Source organism: Corallococcus sp. AB038B, from assembly GCF_003668955.1.
Lineage (GTDB): Bacteria > Myxococcota > Myxococcia > Myxococcales > Myxococcaceae > Corallococcus > Corallococcus exiguus.
Genome location: NZ_RAWO01000331.1, coordinates 1 through 393, shown reverse-complemented (window position 1 = coordinate 393; position 393 = coordinate 1). Strand labels below are relative to the sequence as shown.

Below are 393 nucleotides of genomic sequence, written 5' to 3'. Positions count from 1 at the left end.
ACGACGGACGGCTTCTGGCGCTTCAAGCGGGACCTGGCGCCGGGCTCACAGGACGAACTGGTGGTGTCCGAGCGCACGCGCGGCCACCGGCAGTACTCCATCTCCAGCGCGGGGCCGGACGAGGTGGCCTTCTTCCTGTCGCAGCGCTACGTGGACGCGAAGATGGCGGACGCGCTGCGCGAGGTGATTGCCATCCGCGAGCGCGTGGCGGCGCTGACGCGCGACGAACAGCAACTCACCGTGGAGCGTGCCCAGCTCTTCAAGGACCAGGAGCGCATCCGCGCCAACATCGAGTCGCTCAAGAGCGGCGTGTCCCAGCGCGAGCTGGCCGAGCGCTTCGTGGCCAAGCTCAACGAGCAGGAGGACCGGCTCGAGGCCATCACCCGCGAGCTG

At 69.2% G+C, this 393-nt stretch carries 1 pseudogene; it reads left to right on the top strand.

Annotation, left to right across the window (positions count from 1 at the left end):
• Positions 1 to 393: pseudogene (locus tag D7Y04_RS43465) on the top strand (hypothetical protein); the annotation flags it as partial.